Raw genomic sequence first — 15,167 nt, forward strand, 5'->3', positions numbered from 1 at the left:
TCTGGGAGATGTGTATAAGAGCGAGTTCTGGTGGCGCTTGCCGTCGGGGTCTCGCATGTGGGGTGGCTGCGGGCGGCGGACGGGATGCGGGCGGAACCGACGCCCCCGGCCACCGGCAGTCAGGACCCGACCGGTGCGGACAACGAGGAGGAGCGGGCCCGGGCCGCGACCGAGAAGCGGTATCGGGCCGAGGGGCGCCCGCCGCGGGCCGGCACGACCGTGCTGCGCATCGCGCCCGACGACAACGTCTGGAGGGCCACCGCGGACCACGAGGTGAGCCTCCGCCCCTCGGACTCCATGATCGCGGATCTGCGCACGGGCACCCAGACGTTGCAGGGCTGGCTCCCCTTCCAGCTACGCCTCGGCGCGGGCACCAAGGATTGCGAGGGAACCGTCTTCAACGGGATCAGCGACGACGGCCGACTCGCTCAGCGGTCACCGTCCTCGCAGGTACAGGCCTCCTTCGAAGAGTGGGCCTCCTGGGTGGAGAACGACGACGCGGTCGAGTGCATCGACGGCTACGCCGTGATCACGCTCATCGGCACAGAGGGTCGACTGGGCGGAGCGGGCATCTACGACACCTGGACCCTCACCCTCGACGTACCCAAACGCCCCATCCTCCGGATCATGGGCGGAACCACGCTGCGCCAGGACGCGCACCATGCCGAACTGCGCGTCCCCGAGGGCCGGCAGAAGGTGACTCTGGTCCTGGGTGAGCCCGTCGAACGGGCGGCGCCTGACGCGCCCGTGCGGGTCGACGAGCAGAGCGATGTGGAGCACCTCAGCGCACTGCTCCAGCGGGAGACTCCGCTGCGCGAGGCGATCTGGCTCGCCGCCGCCCTGGTGGCGGTGAGTGTCTGCTGGGTGCTGCCCTTCGTCCGGAGATGGTCGCCGCCCGGGTCCCGTCGGCAGTGGACGACCGTGGCCGTGACGTCCTGTGCCCTGACCGCGGCACTGCTGCTGTACGGCCTGGCGGGATCCGATGCCGTGCCGTGGCCCACCTGGCTCTATCCGGCGAGAGGATCGGCGCTGGCCCTCTGGTCGTGGGCGCTGCTGCCCTTCCTGCTGGCCGCCTTCGCGGTACGGCTCGCCACGGGGCGCCCGCCGCGGCTGCGGGAGTTGCTGCCGATGCTGATTCCCAGCCTCGCGCTGCCTGCCCTCGCCGTCCTCGTCACCACGGTGGAAGGGACCCGGTGGCCTCTGCTGTCGCTCGGTGCCGTGGCCCTGACGACCGTGGGCGTGGTGGTCGTGCTGAAGCGCGGCCTGCTCGGGGCCACGGGGCGTCGCTGGACGCCTGTCGCGGCCGGAGCGGTCTGGCTGACGGTGCTGGGCGTCGGGCCCGGTCTGGGGGTGGTCACTCCGGACAATGCATCCGGCTGGGGCAACCTGAACTCCCTGGTCGTCATGGTGCTCGCATGGGGCTGGGAAGCCCTCGCCCTGTTCGTCGTGGCCCTTGAGGCCCGCCGTGTCTGGTTGGTGCGTGTGGGATGGGTCCTGTTGGTGGTCTATTCCTTCCTTCCGGTCCTCATCCACAACGGGTTCCGGATCTGGGGGCAGGGTGCCGACGACACGTGGGTGCTCATCGGGCTCTATCCCACTGTTGCTGCCTCCTACTATCCGGGCACCGTCCTGTACCTGGCCTTCGCCATCGCCCTGTGGTGCCTCTGGATGCACGGCAAACGTCACCAAGGCTGGCCGTCGCAGGTCCGCACGATCGCCGTAGGGCTGGGGATCGCGGGGGCGGCCACCGGACTCGCCGCGTACGGGTTCAGCATGTTCGGCGACCTGGAGGCGCAGCGCGGTGGCTACTACGCGGCGCTCCTGGTCGGCGCCGCGGGCTTCGCCTGGCTGCTGCCGCCGTCCGCCGAGACCCGGGCCGTACGGCTGCACAACACCCGCCCGGCCGCCCACAACCGGCTGGTGCACGCCCTGTTGAAGGACCAGGCCCTCGCGGCCGGCCGACGGGAGTTCCTCTCCTCCTCCCGCACCGCGCTCGCGGAGGGAGAGCTGACCGCACGCCAGTGGAGCGCCCGCTGGCGGCACCTCGGGGCCCTCGGAGAGCGCGGTACGGCTCCCCAGCACTCCGTCAACCTCCGTCTGGCCGCACTCGGCACCTCCGGCGGCCGCACCGCGTTGCGGAACGGTCTGGCGGCCGCGGTGCTGCTCGCCGCCCTCTGTGTGCCGTGGATGCTGTACACGGTGCCGACGCCGCTCAGTGCGGACGACCCGCGCGACGAACAGGTGTGGACGTACGCTCTGCGCTGGGCCGTCTACGGCTTCGTCTACGGCTACGCCTACTCCTGGATCCGTGGCGGCAGCCCCATCGGCAAGGCGCTGTCCCTGCTCGCCGTGGTCCTGCCCGTGGAACTGGCCCAGCTCCTGTACCGGGGGCTGACACCCGAGGACTTCGCCGTCTCGCTCCTTCTCACCACGGGCAACTGCCTTGCCGTCTTCCTCGTCCTCGGCCTCTACTGGGAGGCCCGCCTCGTCCGTGTCGCCGGACTGCGCTGGGGCCAGATCCGCAACTTCCGCTCCCTGTCCGCCACGGCCGTCCCGGTGACGACGGTCCTGGTGGCGTCGGCCACCGCGTTGGCGACGGCCATGGTGGGAGCGTGGATCGCGCCGGAGAGCAACCCGACCCCCACGAACCCCGGTGCCGGAGCGTCCGTCAGCGCCGAGCCCTCACCGAGCCCCTGACGCCACCTCACAACTCCGCGTACACCACCGTCGCATCGTCATGCGTCTTGCTCCGCCCCAGAAACACCCGCCCCTCCGCATCCGCCGCCTCCAGCTCCCGCACCCGGGCCACCAACGCCCCCGCCCCCTCCTTCCGTACGAAGGCGAAGCAGTCCGTCCAGTCGCCCTCGTGGAACTTCTCCACCCACCGGGTCGCCCCGTCGGTCAGTGCGGTCAGGGCTCGGACGGAGGAGCGCGGCAGGGACCCCGTCACCGCCCGCCGTGCCACCGACGGATCGGCCGCGGCGGTGAAGAAGCCGTCCTCCTTGTTGCGGAGGGTCGAGTCGACGAGGGCGGCGCTCGCCAGGGAGGAGCGGGGGAGACGGGAGAGGCGGTCGTCGAGGACGGCGGTCACCGTGCCGTCCCCCGACTCCAGCAGCAGCGCCGAGTCCGAGAGGACCAGGTACTCCAGCGTCCGCGCCGACCAGCGCGCGACAACCACTGTTGCCTGCGGTGTGCGTGGGTGAGAAAGGTCACAGGTGTGGGCGTGGGACTCGGAGGTACGCGAGAGGGCGAGGCTCAACGCCTCGGTCAGCGGAACATCGGGGAGGGAAACGGTCAGTTCGGTCAGCGCGCCACCCAGTCGCGCCGTGAACCAGGGGACGGAATGCAGACACCCGGTCCCGCCCGCCGGTGGCGTGACGCCGTCCAGCACCACGAGCGCCCCGCCCTGTCCGGAGGCCGGAAGCGCGACGCTCGCGAAGTCCTCGTTGGGGCGGGTCCGGTCACCGGGCTCCGAGACAAGTTCCGTACGCATCCGGCCAGTCTGCACGAGCCCTTCACGGTGTTCACAAAAGGCTGGCAATGGTCGCCGGATGGGTGCAGGCGCGCAGGTCAGGCGCCTGGTTTGGGAGGGAATCGTTCACTCCGGGAAGGCGTGGTGGCGGATAATGCCATCGGTCGGCGGCGACGTCCAACCGGCCCGCCGTTCAAGGTCGCTGACCATGCCAACGGAACTTGCTCGCCAACTCCCCTCCGGGGTTCACTCCTTCGGGTGGCGGGTCGGATGATGCGCGCCCGCTGCCCAGCGGCACTGGGAGGGTCGGGAAACGTACCCGGTGTGTGACTCCAGTTGACGGAGCGTCACCCGGGCCCATGGGTACACGAGTCAGGAATGCGAGCACCGGTGCAGAAGACGCGGCCTCGTCGTACGAGCAAGCAGACGGCCCCCGCCCAACCCACCACCGCCGACGGTTCCGCCGTCGGCAAGGGCCGCCCCACCCACGTACGCAACCGGCTGATCGTCGCCGCCGCCGTCGTGGCCGCCGCCATCGCCGGCGCCGGCGCCCCCTCGATCCTCGCCGCCTCGGGAGAACTGAGCGACTCCCAGGACCTGGTGACCCTCGCCGAGCAGACCCAGGACGCCCTGATCCTCGCGCACTCGCTCGCCGACGAACGGGACGAGGCCACGTCCTACGTCGCCGCCGGGCGCGCCAAGTCAAAGGCCCCTTCCGAGCAGCGCAGCGCCCGCGTCGACCGCCAGGTCGAGGAACTGCGCGCCGACACCGACACCCCCGCCGACCTCCGTACGGACCTCGACGGCATCGCCGCCCTGCGCCGCGCCGCGCTCACCGGCAAGAGCCCCGCCCTCGAAGTGCACCAGACGTACTCCGCGGCCATCACCGAACTGCACCGGCTCGCCGAGCACCTGGCCGAGCAGCTGCCGCCCCGCGCCGGCTCCGGCGCCTACGCGCTCGCCGAGCTGGACTCCGCCGTACAGCAGGCCGCCGCCGCCCGCGGCCTGCTCCTCGCGGCGCTCGACGTGCCCCGCACCGAGCAGACGGTCACCGACCCCATCACCGGGCTCACCTCCACCGTCGTCACCTCCTCGGCCGCCGACACCAAGCAGCGCGACGCCCTCACCGCCGCCGCCCAGCAGGCCCGGCTGCGCTCCGACGCCGCCCTCGCCGACTTCCACGACACGGCTCCCGAGGCCGCGAAGAACAGCTACGACTCCACGGTCACCGGCCCCGAGGTCAACTCCGCCGAGAAGTACCTCGCCGCTCTCACCGACCAGGCCACGCTCTCGGACGGCGAACTCGACACCAGCACCAAGAAGGCCGACGCCGCCCTCTCCGCCCGTGTGGACCTGATGCGCGGTGTGGAGTCCTCCCTCTACAACCAGCGCACCAAGGACCTCGCCCAGCTCCGCGACGACGACGTCACCGCGCTGGAGCTGCGCGTCGCGATCCTCGGCGGCCTCATGCTGCTCGCCGTCGGTATCGCCACCGCCATGGCCCGCACCCTGACCCGCCCCCTCGCCGTCCTGCGCCTGGGCTCCGCCCGCCTCGCGCAGTCCGAGCAGCCGACGGCCGAGGAACCGGTCAAGTTCACCGGCCGCAACGACGAGTTCGCCCAGGTCGTCCGCTCCGTCAACGCCCTGCACGCGCACGCCGTCGCCGTCCAGGAACGCGTCGCCACCCTGGAGTCCGACCGCAAGCACCTCGTCGGCCAGCGCCAGAAGATGGCCGACGCCCGCGAGGAGCTGCGCACCGAACTCGCCGAGTCCGCAGCCCAGTTGGCCCGCCTGCGCGAGAGCATCGGCGGCACCTTCGTCAACCTCGCGCTGCGCACCCTCGGCCTGGTCGAACGCCAACTCGCCGTCATCGAGGGCCTGGAGGAGCGCGAACAGGACCCCGACCGGCTCGCCACCCTCTTCAAGCTCGACCACTTCGCCACGGTCATGCGCCGCCACAGCGAGAACCTCCTCGTCCTCGCCGGCACGGAACATGTCCAGCAGCACGCCGGTCCGGTCCCGCTGGTGGATGTCGTACGGGCGGCGGTGAGCGAGATCGAGCGCTACGAGCGCGTCCGGATCGCGGCCCTGCCCCCGCACGCGCATGTCGCGGGCTTCGCGGCCGACGACCTCTCCCACCTCCTGGCCGAGCTGATGGAGAACGCCACGTCGTTCTCCCCGCCGGACATGCCCGTCGAGGTCTCCGGCTGGCTGCTGGAGAGCGGCGAGGTCATGCTCTCCGTCCAGGACGAGGGCATCGGCATGACCGACGAGCGGCTGACCCGCCTCAACTCCCGCCTCGCCGACTTCGACCCGGAGTCCCCCTACGACCAGGAGGGCGAGGAGGGCCTCGGCCTCGGCCTGTACGTCGTCGCCCGTCTCGCCCACCGGCACGGCATCCGCGTCCAGCTCCGTGAGCAGAAGCAGGGCGGCATCGCCGCGGTCGTCGTCGTCCCGAAGGGCCTGCTGGCGCCGGCGCCGTCCGCCGCGGTCCCCTCCGCCGCCCCGCTGTCCGGCACCACCCACACCTTCTCCCTCCCGGGCGCCGACGCGGAGGCCAACTCCAATGTCCTGCCGGGCCGTTCGGGGTCCGGGGACACCCTGGTGGCGCTGGCGGAGCAGGCGGTGCGGGCCTCGGAGGAGAGCCCGGCCGAGACGACGATGGAGCTGCTGGCACCGGTTCCGGCGGAGCCCGGGGCAACCCCCGGACCCGTATCCGCCGACGCCGGGGAACCCCCACAGGGGCCACCCGCACGCGACGACGACGAGACGGAACACGCGCGCACCCCGGACGAGGACCAGCTCACCGCGAAGGGCCTCCCCAAGCGCACCCCGAAGATCACGGCCCAAGCCCCGACGCAGCGGCCCCGCAACAGTTCCGTAGACGCCGAGGCCCTCCGCCGGAGGCTCGGCGGCTTCCGCCGGGGGGCGGAGGCCGGTTACCGCGACGTAGAAGCAGAGATCGCCGAACAGACGGGTCAGACGAGGACACCCGCACACAGCGAAGATTCCACGGGGGGCACGCCCGAGGAGGCAAGCAGTTGACCGCGCCCAGTACCTTCGGACTGAGCAGTGAAGCCCGCAACCTGCACTGGCTGCTGACGAACCTGGTCGAGGAGGTGCCGGGCATCCAGTCAGTGGCGGTCGTCTCATCGGACGGCCTGCTCCTGCTCTCCTCCGACCCCGGCACCAACGACGAGGCCCGTCAGACCCGCACCACCCCCAAGGGCCCCCGTGGCTCCTCCGCCGACCTCGCGACCATCGTGTCCGGCATCGGCAGCCTCACCATCGGCGCCGCCAAGCTCATGGACTCCGGCGGTGTGAAGCACACCATGGTCGCGATGGACGAGGGCAGTCTGTTCGTGATGTCGATCAGTGACGGTTCACTGCTCGGTGTGCACGGCTCCGCGGACAGCGACATGAGTGTCGTGGCGTACCACATGGCGTTGTTCGTCGGCCGTGCCGGTCACGTCCTGACCCCCGAACTCCGCAGTGAGCTACGGCAGTCACTGGAGACCGAGACCACGGGAGGCGAGCGATGACCGACCGTCCGAACCTCCCCGTCCGCGGCGGCGACCGCAAGCCCGCCCGGGTCCGCCCCTACTCGCTCACCGGCGGCCGCACCCGCTTCGGCCACGTCCTCCTGGTGGAGACGTTCGTCGCGGCACTGGAGGCCCCCGAGGAGCGCAAGGAACTGACGAATGGTTCCCTCAACACCCGGGTCATGCCGGAGCTGCGGGCCATCGTCGAACTCTGCCGCCGTATGCGCACGGTGGCCGAGATCGCCGCGCTGCTGAAGATGCCGCTCGGCGTGGTCCGCGTGCTCCTGAGCGACCTCGCGGACCAGGGAAAGATCCGTGTGTACGGCACCGGCACCGGTCACGGCACCGGCCGTCCGGACCGCGCTCTGCTCGAAAGGGTGCTGAGTGGACTCCGTCGTCTTTGAGGACACCGATGAGGACCTGAGGTCCTGGCAGACGGACCGCAACCGGGCCCCGATCGCGACGAAGATAGTCGTGGCCGGCGGCTTCGGCGTCGGCAAGACCACGCTCGTCACCGCCGTCTCGGAGATCACACCGCTGCAGACCGAGGCGCTGATGACCGAGGCGAGCGAGGAGACCGACGACCTCACCGCCACGCCCGGCAAGCTCACCACCACCGTGGCCATGGACTTCGGCCGTCTCACCCTCGACGACGACCTGGTGCTCTATCTGTTCGGCACGCCGGGCCAGCAGCGGTTCTGGTTCATGTGGGACGACCTGGTGCGCGGTGCGATCGGCGCGGTCGTGCTGGCCGACACCCGCCGGCTGAAGGACTGCTTCCCGGCGCTCGACTACTTCGAGAGCTGCGGACTGCCGTACGTCGTCGCGGTCAACCACTTCGACGACAGTGAGCTGTTCGAACCGGAGGACGTGCGGGAGGCGTTGACGATCCCCGCGCGCATACCTGTAATGATCATGGACGCGCGCCGCAAGATCTCCGTGATCGAGAGCCTCCTGGCCCTCGTCGGCCACGCGCTGGCAGAAACACCTGAGTAGTCGCGACCTAGGAGCCACCACCCGTATGCGGAAGATACTCGTCGTAGGAGCCGGCCAGTCCGGTCTCCAGCTCGCCCTCGGACTCCAGTCGCACGGGTACGAGGTCACCCTGATGTCGAACCGGACGGCGGACGAGATCCGCTCCGGCCGGGTCATGTCGACGCAGTGCATGTTCCACACGGCACTCCAGCACGAGCGCGATCTCCAGCTGAACTTCTGGGAGTCCCAGGCCCCGAAGATCGAAGGACTCGGCGTCTCGGTCGCGGCCCCCGGCTCCTGGGCCGAGGGCCCCGCGGCCCGTGCCATCGACTGGGTGGGCAGGCTCGACGGGTACGCGCAGTCGGTCGACCAGCGCGTGAAGATGGCGGGCTGGATGGAGACGTTCGCCCAGCGCGGCGGACAGCTCGTCATCCACGGCGCGGCCGTCTCCGACCTCGACTACTTCTCCCGTACGTACGACCTGGTGCTGGTGTCGGCGGGCAAGGGCGAGCTGGTGTCGATGTTCGGCCGGGACGCCTCCCGTTCGCCGTACAGCGAGCCGCAGCGCGCGCTGGCCGTCTCTTACGTCCACGGTCTGGGCCCCCGCCCCGAGCACCCGGACTACGACGCGGTCCGCTGCAACCTGGTCCCCGGCGTCGGCGAGCTCTTCGTCATGCCGACCCTCACCACCTCGGGCCGCGCGGACATCCTGTTCTGGGAGGGCATACCCGGCGGCCCGCTCGACGTCTTCAACGGCGTCAAGGACCCCGCGGAACACCTCTCCCTGACCCTGGAACTCATGGAGAGGTTCACGCCGTGGGAGTACGCGCGGGCCACCAAGGCCGAACTGACCGACGCCGGCGCCACGTTGGCGGGCCGGTACGCGCCCACCGTCCGTAACCCCATCGGCCGTCTGCCCGGCGGCGGCCTCGTCCTCGGTGTCGCCGACGTCGTCGTCGCGAACGACCCGATCACCGGCCAGGGCTCCAACTCCGCCGCCAAGTGCGCCGCTTCGTACCTCGCGTCGATCGTGGAGCGCGGGGAGAAGGAGTTCGACGAGGAGTGGATGCAGGCGACGTTCGACCGCTACTGGGACACCGCCCAGCACGTCACCAAGTGGACGAACGCGATGCTGTCGCCGCCCCCGGAGCACATCCTGAACCTCATCGGCGCCGCAGGGCAGTTGCAGCCCGCCGCCGACAGGTTCGCCAACGCCTTCGACGACCCGGCCGACTTCGAGAACTTCTTCTACGAGCCCGAGAAGACCGCGGCCTACCTCGCGTCCCTCTCCTGATCAGGGCGTACGGCTCCGAGGATCGGGTTCGACGCGATCGGGGACACCTTGACCTTCTCGCCCGTCCTCGGAGCCTGGACGATCTGCCCCTTGCCCAGGTACATCGCCACATGGGTGGCGTCGGGGAAGTAGACCACCAGGTCGCCGGGGCGCAGCTCCTTGAGGGGGATACGGGGGAGCCGCGCCCACTGTTCCTCACTGGTCCGGGGGACGGTCGTCCCCGCATGCCCCCACGCCTGCGAGGTCAGACCTGAGCAGTCGTACGCCTTCGGCCCCTCCGCACCCCACTTGTACGGCTTCCCGACCTGCTCCATGGCGTACCGCACCGCCTTGTCGCCCTGGTCCGACGGCTTGCGGTCCTTGTCACTCAGGGCACCCGACGCGATGAGGTCGTCCTGCGCCTCGGTGATCTCGTCCTCCTCGAACCGGGCGAGCTCCCGCAACTGCTCCTCGCTCAGGGAGGCGAGCAGCTCCTCGACATCGTGCAGCTTCCTCCGTACGCCGTCCCGGTCCTTCTTCTGGCGTGCGGCCAGCGTGAGTCGACCGTCCAGCGCCTCGCGGGCCTCGCGGGCCAGACCGTCGGCCTTCTTCTCGCTGCCGGTCAGACGGCCGACCGTCTCGGCGCGCTCCCGGGCCAACTGGCCGATGACATGGCCCTGGTCGAGGGCGTGCTGGGGGTCGCGGGCCAGGAGCAGCCGGACGTAGGGGGAGATGTCGGTGCTGTTCTGGTACTGCTGGCGGGCCAGCCGGCCGGCCGCGCCCCGGCTGTCGTGGAGGGAGAGCCGGGCCCGGGACAGCGCGGTGTCCAGACGGAGTACCTCCGCCTGCTGCCGCTTCAGCTTCTCCTCGGTCGCGTTGTACGTCTCCGTGGCCTGCTCCGCCTCCCGGTACAGGCGCTGAAGATCCGTCAGCAGTTCGGTCACCGTGCGCTCACCGGGTTCCGGTACGGCGGTCGCGGGCACGGGCGCCAGGGCCGTACCGGCCGCGATCGCCGCCGTACACGCCAGGCGCAGCAGCCTTCCTGACACGTCATCACCTCCGGTGCGGGACAGCCGTTCTGTTCCGCACGGCGAGCATGGGACGCGTCGCGAAGGCCCGCGCGTCGAGCGTGCGCGGTTCGGCCCAATCACGTCACCCGTCGGTGTCCTCCCGCTTGCCGCCCGGCGTGGCGTCGGGCCCGGTGCCGGGTCCGGTGCCGGGTTTCGACCATGGCCAGCGCAGGCGGGAGGGTGTGCCCTCGGGCTCGTACTCGTACTTCCACCCCTGCTGGAGGCCGAGCCGCTTGCTCTGGCCCCGTGGGACGCGGCGGTAGACCAGCACGGTGGGCGGACCGCCGGCGGCGTCCGGGACCGGGATGCGGTACTGCTTGGGCGGGTGGCCGGTGGGGCCCAGGAGGACGGGCAGTACGCGACCGTCCATCGGGCCGCCCTCGAAGGGGGTGTCTTCGCTCTTCACGGGACCAGTCTCAGATATGCGGGGTGAGGGTCCGCGCCAGCGCCGCGGTCTGCGGGTCGCGGGCGGCGGTGACGGTGAGGACGGCGACGAACTGCTCGACCAGCCAGTCGCGGAGCTCGTCGACCGGGGGCTGCTTGTCCTCGTCGAGCCAGATCAGGGACGCCGCCTCCACGGCGGTGATCCACATGCGTACGGTCATGCGGAGCCGCAGGCCGGGTTCGGTGACCCCGAGGTGTCGGAGGATGTGCTCGGCCGCGGCCCTGCGTACGCCGTCCACGATGGCGGTGGTGCGGGACGTCTCGACGACGCTGCCGCCCTGGAGCAGCGCGCTGAACCCGGCGTCGTGCTGGTCCACGAAGCCGAGGTAGCGGTCCAGGGCCCGGGAGAGCCGCTCCGGGAGCGGGCCCTCGCGGGGTTCGTCGAAGCACTGCCGGAGCTCATCGGCGGCGGACCTGAGGGAGGCCTCGTACAGCTGCTGCTTGCCGCCGGGGAAATACCGGTACACCAGCGGCCGCGAGACTCCGGCCGCCTCCGCCACGTCGTCGAGCGACACGTCTTCCGGCGCGCGGTGCGCAAAGAGGCCAAGCGCGGCCTCAAGAAGCTGACTGCGGCGCTCCTCGACGCTGAGGCGACGGTAGGCGGGCGCGGAGGGGGTCATGCCTCGCAGCGTAGTCGGCCGCCTGCGCGTACGTCGTACCTGGTCGCGCAGTTCCCCGCGCCCCTGGGGTGGGTGCGGTCGGCGCATGCCGGGCGGTGCCCGTCTGGTGTGGTCGGGCATGTGCGGGTGCGTCGTGGCTGGTCGCGCGGTTCCCCGCGCCCCTGGGGTGGGTGCGGTCAATGTAGGCCCGGCAGTACCCACCCAGGGGCGCGGGGAACTGCGCGACCAGCCCCCGCCGGCCCGCAGGCAGCCATCAGGCCAGTAGCCCCGATGACTTCCACAGCCGTCGCCCGACACCCCGTAGCACCCCGATGTCGTCCAGGAAGTCCGTCAGCTTCTTCGAGCCCGTCTGCATGACCTCGCGGCGGTGGCCGCTCGCCTGGACCTGGGCCAGGGCCTCCCGGCGGTCCAGGCCCACGTTCGTGTAGACCTCGGGGTTGACGAAGGCCACGGAGAAGACGCGCGCGAACTCGCCGGAGGTGACCCGCGTGAACTCCTGGGACCACCGCGGCGCCGTCATCATCTGGCGGCGCAGCTCCTCACGGGCGTAGCGCACATGCCGTGCCTCCTCCACCACATGGATGCGGGTCACGCCCCGGACCAGGGGCTGCACCCGCTCGTCCGGGAACGTCAGCCGCTGCATCCAGTCGAGGACCTCCTCGCCGAGCAGCGTGGCCGTGAAGGAGCCGGGCGTGGTGGAGATGGTCTTGAAGAGGCGGCCCAGGTTCTGGTGGGCCCGGCTGACCGGGTACCAGGGGGTGCCGCCGCGCGAGATCAGGCGGGCGAACATCTTCGAGTGCCGGCACTCGTCCTCGATCTCGGTCAGCGCGTAGCGCACATGCGCACTCGTCGCCGCCTTGTCGTAGATGTGCCGGACGAGCAGCTGCATGAGGATGATCTCGAACCAGATGCCCAGCGAGGCCAGCGCCGCCGCCTCGTGCCGCGAGAGCAGGATCCGCTGCTCCTCGCTCATCCGCTTCCACATCGGGGTGTCGTAGAGGGAGACCAGCTCCGGGGGCCAGAACCACTTGCCCTCCTCGAAGGGCGCCTCCCAGTCCAGCTCCCTGTCCGGGTCGAAGGAGTGCTTCGCGGAGGAGTCGAGGAGCCGCTGGGCCACCTGCTCCCGGTCCTTCAGCAGGCCGAGCGCATCGCGCAGCCCTGCGAGCGCGTCGGCGTCCGTCAGCGTCGTCATGCCCTTATGAGACTGCTTGTCAGCAAGCTCGTCAATCCCTCGCGCGTGACTTGTTGACCCCGCGTCTACCGCGTGTGAGCCTGCGGGACATGCCCACTTTCGACCTGTACGCCACAGATCCGGGAGACCCCCACTGGCAGGTGCCGGCGACCGGCGCGGCGCGATTCAGCTGGGAGTACGACGACGGGCGGGACCGTCTGCTGGCCCTCTACCAGAAGGGCAAGGACAAGCAGTGGGACGGGCAGAAGCGCATCGACTGGGGGATCGAGGTCGACCCCCACGACCCGCTCGGCACACCCGACGAGTCCATGTCCCTCTACGGCACCAAGCACTGGGCGAAGCTCACCGACAAGGACAAGGGCGAGCTGCGGCAGCACTACGCCTCCTGGCAGTTCAGCCAGTTCCTGCACGGTGAGCAGGGCGCGATGGTCTGCGCGGCGCGGATCGTCGAGTCCGTGCCCGACCTCGACGCCAAGCTCTACTCGGCGACCCAGGTGATGGACGAGGCCCGGCACGCCGAGATCTACGGCCGGTTCCTGCACGAGAAGATCGGGATGCTCTACCCGGTCAACGACAACCTCCGGTCCCTGCTGGGCGACACCCTGCGGGACAGCCGCTGGGACATGCCCTGTCTGGGGATGCAGGTCCTCATCGAGGGGCTCGCCCTCGCCGCCTTCGGAATGATCCGCGACACGACCGACAAGCCGCTGCCCCAACAGATCCTCGCCTACGTCATGCAGGACGAGGCCCGCCACGTGGCCTTCGGACGGATGGCACTGCGCGACTACTACAAGCAGCTCGGCGACGCCGAACTCCGGGAACGGGAGGAGTTCGTCGTCGAGGGGTGCTACCTGATGCGGGACCGGCTGCGCGGTGTCGAGGTCCTGGAGAACTTCGGGATCCCGGCCGCCGAGGCCGAGGAGTACAGCGAGCGGTCCGAATTCCTCGCGCTGTTCCGGAAGTTGCTGTTCTCGCGCATCGTGCCCTGCGTCAAGGACATCGGGCTGTGGGGCGAGCGGCTTCAGCAGGCCTATGTCGACATGGGGGTCTTCGACATGGGCGACTCCAACCTCGATCTGCTGATGGCCCAGGACGAGGAGATCGCCGAGAAACTGGATGCGGAGCGGTTCGCGGCGGAGGAACATGAGCGGGTCGCCGAAGTGCAGGAAGCGATCGACCTGGGGAGCTCATGAACCGTGCCGCCGCCCGCCGCAGCCTCGAAGGCCTCGCCCTCGGCGACGCGTTCGGCGAGCGGTGGTTCCCGCTCTTCCGCGAGCCCCGGCAGGCGTACAACGAGGTCCGCGACCGTCGTGTGCCACCGGAGCCCGAGTGGCACTGGACCGACGACACGGCCATGGCGCTCGGGATCTTCCGGGTGCTCGACGAGTTCGGCGAGGTGCGCCGGACCGAGCTGGCCCAGGCCTTCGCGCTCGGCTACGACGTCGATCCCGCCCGTGGATACGGCTACGGCATGCACCAGTTGCTGCCCCGGCTGCTCCACGAGCCCGACCGCTGGCCCGAGTTGGCCCGGGAGCTCTTCGACGGCGAGGGCAGCCTCGGCAACGGTGCGGCGATGCGGGTGGCGCCGCTGGGCGCGTGGTTCCACACCGATCTGTCCCGGGTGGTCGAGCAGGCCGCCCTGTCGGCCGAGGTCACGCACGCCCATCCGGAGGGGGTCGCGGGCGCGGTCGCCGTGGCGGTGGCCGCGGCGCTCTCGGCCGGGCACGAGCTGACGCTGGACGCGGTGGCGGCGCTGACCCCCCGCAGCGCGGTACGGGAGGGCCTCGTCCGCGCCGCGGAGGTCCCCTTCGCCACGGAACCCTGGAAGGCCTCCGACCTCCTCGGCAACGGACAGCGCATCCGCGCCGACGACACCGTCCCCTTCGCCCTCTGGTCCGCCGCCCGCCACCCCGACGACCTCGTCTCCGCGCTCTGGACCACCGCCGAGGGCTTCGGCGACGTCGACACCACCTGCGCCATCACAGGCGGTGTCGTCGCCGCCCGCACCGGCGTGGAGAGCGTGCCGGACGGATGGCTGCGGCGCCGGGAGGCGGTACCCGGCGGAGCCGGCTAGACCCCGCAGCCCAGGTCCTCCGGTACCGCGAAGGACACCGGCTCCGCGCCCTGGGCAGGGAACGACGTCCGCAGGGTGAAGGCGTACGGGGTCGGGCCGTTCGCCCGCAGGTGCAGGAGGCGGGACTCGGCCTCCGCGACCGTCGGGCGATGGCCGGCCGGGACCCACCACAGGGCCGTCATCGCCTCCGCGACCTTCTCGAACCACTCGCGGCGGCGGGCCAGCAGCTCGCGGTGCTGCCCCTGGTACATGAAGGCCGTCAGGGCGTTCGTGTCCCGCCACGCCGTCAGGTTGATGATCAGCCAGTCGTCGCCGAAGACCTTGATGTCGGTCGCGTCGCCCCCCTCGGACTGGAGGCGCCAGACGTATCCGTCGGCCGCCTCCGCGGAGGCGTTGACCGGGTCGAGCGCGTCGACGAAATCCTTCAACTCGGGTGAGTCCAGCGGGAACTTGAGGCGGGAGATGTTGACCTGGGCGAGTTCGTACGCGGCGGCTGAAGTCATGT

Annotated in this window: 14 protein-coding genes; 8 read left to right on the top strand and 6 right to left on the bottom strand. The window is 70.8% G+C overall.

All coding sequences use genetic code 11. From position 1 onward, the window contains the following. The first annotated feature begins 30 nt into the window (after nucleotides 1–30). A complete protein-coding gene (locus tag HLK59_RS32520; RefSeq protein ID WP_171145160.1) occupies nucleotides 31–2,697 on the top strand; it encodes a hypothetical protein in 2,667 nt (888 codons plus the stop codon). A gap of 7 nt (nucleotides 2,698–2,704) precedes the next feature. Here HLK59_RS32520 and HLK59_RS32525 read toward each other — a convergent pair whose 3' ends face one another. Then, nucleotides 2,705–3,493, bottom strand: a complete 789-nt coding sequence (locus HLK59_RS32525) for a protein phosphatase 2C domain-containing protein (protein ID WP_171145161.1) — start codon at nucleotides 3,491–3,493, stop codon at nucleotides 2,705–2,707. Nucleotides 3,494–3,862: 369 nt separating this feature from the next. Here HLK59_RS32525 and HLK59_RS32530 point away from each other — a divergent pair, with 369 nt between their 5' ends. From HLK59_RS32530 to HLK59_RS32550, 5 genes are read left to right on the top strand one after another with little or no spacing between them, the layout of a single operon-like run. Beyond that, nucleotides 3,863–6,517 (top strand): nitrate- and nitrite sensing domain-containing protein, encoded by a 2,655-nt coding sequence (locus HLK59_RS32530; protein WP_346779855.1) that lies wholly within the window; start codon nucleotides 3,863–3,865, stop codon nucleotides 6,515–6,517. Beyond that, nucleotides 6,514–7,014, top strand: coding sequence for a roadblock/LC7 domain-containing protein (locus tag HLK59_RS32535; protein ID WP_171145163.1), 501 nt, complete (start codon nucleotides 6,514–6,516; stop codon nucleotides 7,012–7,014). Before HLK59_RS32530 ends, HLK59_RS32535 begins: the two co-directional genes overlap by 4 nt. Beyond that, complete coding sequence (locus tag HLK59_RS32540) at nucleotides 7,011–7,418, top strand: DUF742 domain-containing protein (RefSeq protein WP_171145164.1); 408 nt, start codon at nucleotides 7,011–7,013, stop codon at nucleotides 7,416–7,418. Before HLK59_RS32535 ends, HLK59_RS32540 begins: the two co-directional genes overlap by 4 nt. After that, the gene (locus HLK59_RS32545; RefSeq protein WP_171145165.1) at nucleotides 7,399–8,010 is read left to right on the top strand and encodes an ATP/GTP-binding protein; all 612 of its coding nucleotides are present in this window, start codon (nucleotides 7,399–7,401) and stop codon (nucleotides 8,008–8,010) included. The genes HLK59_RS32540 and HLK59_RS32545 overlap by 20 nt, the downstream gene beginning before the upstream one ends. A gap of 25 nt (nucleotides 8,011–8,035) precedes the next feature. Then, entirely contained in the window at nucleotides 8,036–9,283 is a 1,248-nt protein-coding gene (locus tag HLK59_RS32550; protein WP_171145166.1) for a styrene monooxygenase/indole monooxygenase family protein, read from the top strand. On the opposite strand, the gene HLK59_RS32555 is transcribed toward HLK59_RS32550, so the two are convergent. The 4 genes from HLK59_RS32555 to HLK59_RS32570 form a co-directional block, all read right to left on the bottom strand. After that, on the bottom strand, nucleotides 9,262–10,311 hold the full coding sequence (locus HLK59_RS32555; protein WP_171145167.1) for an NlpC/P60 family protein: 1,050 nt from the start codon (nucleotides 10,309–10,311) through the stop codon (nucleotides 9,262–9,264). The two genes, HLK59_RS32550 and HLK59_RS32555, sit on opposite strands and share 22 nt — an antisense overlap. Before the next feature lie 103 nt (nucleotides 10,312–10,414). Further along, nucleotides 10,415–10,738 carry a hypothetical protein gene (locus HLK59_RS32560; RefSeq protein WP_171145168.1) on the bottom strand — a complete coding sequence of 108 codons (324 nt, stop codon included), beginning with the start codon at nucleotides 10,736–10,738 and terminating at the stop codon, nucleotides 10,415–10,417. Between the two features lie 10 nt (nucleotides 10,739–10,748). After that, complete coding sequence (locus tag HLK59_RS32565) at nucleotides 10,749–11,396, bottom strand: TetR/AcrR family transcriptional regulator (protein WP_171145169.1); 648 nt, start codon at nucleotides 11,394–11,396, stop codon at nucleotides 10,749–10,751. Nucleotides 11,397–11,649: 253 nt separating this feature from the next. Further along, nucleotides 11,650–12,588 carry a diiron oxygenase gene (locus HLK59_RS32570; protein WP_171145170.1) on the bottom strand — a complete coding sequence of 313 codons (939 nt, stop codon included), beginning with the start codon at nucleotides 12,586–12,588 and terminating at the stop codon, nucleotides 11,650–11,652. Between the two features lie 89 nt (nucleotides 12,589–12,677). Between HLK59_RS32570 and HLK59_RS32575 the strand changes: the two genes are divergently transcribed. Together HLK59_RS32575 and HLK59_RS32580 are read left to right on the top strand one after the other, a co-directional pair. Then, on the top strand, nucleotides 12,678–13,781 hold the full coding sequence (locus tag HLK59_RS32575) for a ferritin-like domain-containing protein (RefSeq protein ID WP_171145171.1): 1,104 nt from the start codon (nucleotides 12,678–12,680) through the stop codon (nucleotides 13,779–13,781). Then, complete coding sequence (locus HLK59_RS32580; RefSeq protein WP_171145172.1) at nucleotides 13,778–14,662, top strand: ADP-ribosylglycohydrolase family protein; 885 nt, start codon at nucleotides 13,778–13,780, stop codon at nucleotides 14,660–14,662. Before HLK59_RS32575 ends, HLK59_RS32580 begins: the two co-directional genes overlap by 4 nt. Here HLK59_RS32580 and HLK59_RS32585 read toward each other — a convergent pair. Continuing rightward, nucleotides 14,659–15,165, bottom strand: a complete 507-nt coding sequence (locus HLK59_RS32585; protein WP_171145173.1) for a DUF3291 domain-containing protein — start codon at nucleotides 15,163–15,165, stop codon at nucleotides 14,659–14,661. The genes HLK59_RS32580 and HLK59_RS32585 overlap by 4 nt on opposite strands. Between the last annotated feature and the right edge of the window lie 2 nt (nucleotides 15,166–15,167).

The sequence above is a fragment of the Streptomyces sp. S3(2020) genome (genome assembly GCF_013044505.1).
In the GTDB taxonomy this organism is placed as follows: domain Bacteria; phylum Actinomycetota; class Actinomycetes; order Streptomycetales; family Streptomycetaceae; genus Streptomyces.